This is a genomic window from Paraburkholderia sp. (assembly GCF_035501035.1).
Lineage (GTDB): Bacteria > Pseudomonadota > Gammaproteobacteria > Burkholderiales > Burkholderiaceae > Paraburkholderia.
On sequence record NZ_DATJWR010000292.1, the window covers coordinates 1 to 2,342 of the forward strand.

The 2,342-nt window shown below is 62.0% G+C and carries 1 protein-coding gene and 1 pseudogene; both read right to left on the reverse strand.

Annotated features, from left to right (window positions below):
• Positions 1-533: pseudogene (locus tag VMJ11_RS21680) on the reverse strand (hypothetical protein); the annotation flags it as partial.
• Positions 502-1,716, reverse strand: coding sequence for a DUF2863 family protein (locus VMJ11_RS21685; protein ID WP_325621620.1), 1,215 nt, complete (start codon positions 1,714-1,716; stop codon positions 502-504). The pseudogene VMJ11_RS21680 and the gene VMJ11_RS21685, both read right to left, overlap by 32 nt.
• Positions 1,717-2,342 lie beyond the last annotated feature (626 nt).

The following is a 2,342-nucleotide window of genomic DNA, read 5'->3' on the forward strand; positions in this document are numbered from 1 at the left end:
CGCCGGATGATGCCGCGGGCGCCTTCGTCAATGAGCGTCCGCACAGTGGCGGGCGTTTCCGCGCTGTCGACCAGCACGGCGACAGGCAGGCTGCGGTGCCGCGCGACGAAGTTGTGCAACTCGCCGGCGCGAATACCAGCGTGCCAGTCGATGACGATCAGATTGGGGGTGAAGCGCTGCATTGCGCGCTCAGCGCTGCGCCAGTCCGGCGCGTCGTTAAAGCGTGCGCGTCGTTCGATTTGTCTTAACAGCGCCTTCAGCCCTTCGCGCCGTTCGGCGTCCGGATTGAGTACAACGAACCGCATGGGAATGCCCTCCTCTCGTTGACGATCTTTCGAAATGTTGTGCAACGCGCGCCGCTTCTCAGCGGCGGTGAACCAGACCAACAGCACAATGATGACAAAAAGCTTGCGCGCTGGCGGCCTGTCCGGAAGGCATAGGACATAGGGCAAAAAAAAGTCCCGCACACAGGCGGGACCGCGTAGGAATTTGGGCGTTGCCTCAGTGGAAATGTGGCTGTACGGGCTCAGCATCTTCTGGCATCTCGGCATGAACAATCTCTCCGAGTGGGTCCGCATAGAGCGGCACGCCGCAGTCATCGCAATATTCCGGCTCGAAGCGACCGGCATGACGACGAATGTCGGTGACGCCCGATTCCTTTAGTAGTGCAACGATCTCTTCGAGCGGACCGCTGCCGACGTTTTCCTCGGCCGGCTCCTCGTCGATGTCGGTGTCGCCGTTTTCGCGGCCGTAGAGCGGCCAGACGACGCCATAGAGTACGTCATTGCTGCCACGCTTCGTGAAGCCGATGCGGTACTCGTCGATACGGCGCTCGCCGAAGCCCGCGACCACGGCGCGCAGGTCCTGCGCAACTGCGCCGATCGTGTCGAGCAGGTAGCGCACGGCGGTGCGGATCGTGTGTGGGCGGACGCGTTCGTCGGCGTCGCGGCAAGCGGAGTAATAGGCGTCCGGCAACAGGCACTCGAACTCGCAACCCGGCATGACGACGGCGAGGTTGGCACCGCCTTGGGTGGCCCACTGCTCCAGGCATTGGCCGCGCTCGATTCGCGAGCCGTGTTCCTCTTCCTGCCAGCGAAAGAGCGGGGCGCTGATCGGTGCGGCAACGACGGCGAGCAAGAAACGCGGATCGGCGAGGATAGGTGACGTTTCCGGCAGTTCGCCCACGCTGATCTTCGCGGGGCTGCCGCTCAGCGCCGCCTGTGAGAGCTGCTGGGCGAGGCGCCAGGTCTCGACGTGATGCCGGGGCAACTGGTCGATGCTGTAAAGATAGGGAGCCATGGCCACGCGGGTGCCGCTTGCGAGCACGTGGGCCTGCAGGTGGGTGCGCAGGGCGTCGGCGGCGTCGGCCTTCAGCGGGCCAGACGGGATGACATAGCGCGTCCAGGCCAGCACGGGTGCGGCAACGAGCAGCGCTTCGTATTGCGTGCCTTCATGCTCGACGATGAACGATTCACTGTGCGTTTCCGCCATGTCGGCAAGGGCGCCGTAGGCGTCGGGGTGGTTCTGCTGCAGATGATCGAGCGCGGCGTCGAGCGTAGTCTGATTGCCGTTGCACACGACCTTCGCGAGCAGCGTGTCGAGCTTGGCCTCCCAGAAGCGGTCTTCGGTGCGGCTGCCCGAGGCGAACAGGGCGAGCGACAGGCCGACGAGCTTGTCGGCGTCAGGAGGGAGGCGTTTGGCGATTCGCGAGCGCATAAATCTATGAGGTGGGATGCAGAGAACCCCATATTCTAGTCGGTTCCGGGCGGGCCATCGGTTTGGCCAACAGGGCCGAACGCGGGGGGGCGTCTCGGATACGTGCGGGTGCGATGCCGGAAGTTGCTGGCGTTGGCCTCACAGTCACATCCGGAGGGCCTATGACGACTGCTATATGGACGGCAAGAGCCGCTGCATTCCTGAATTTGCTGGGCGTCAAAAAAACGCTTGCAAGGTGTCACGCGTGTGACTAGAATTCCGGTCTTTCGCGCTTTCGATGAAGGCGCGGGGAGACGGGAAGCCCGGGGGAAATCCTTGTGGCGTCTGGGTCTGCGGGCGATTCGAAGTCAGGCGGCAGGTTGAGCGAAGTAAAAAAACCTGTTGACAGTTCGCCCGGCAGTCTTCATAATCTCGTTTCTCTGCTGCTGACGCAGCAACGCAGAAAGAAGCCGGTAGTTGAGTGGTTTTACCGGCAACTTCGCGAACGATCTTTAAAAATTTACAGCCGATAAGTGTGGGCGCTTGATGCGGTGGCGGCCTGACTGTCCTTCGGGGTGGTCGGGAGCAGCAAAAGTATCAAGAGTCTCACACTAAAGTAAGTCAGGTTTTTGAAGCAATTCAGAACC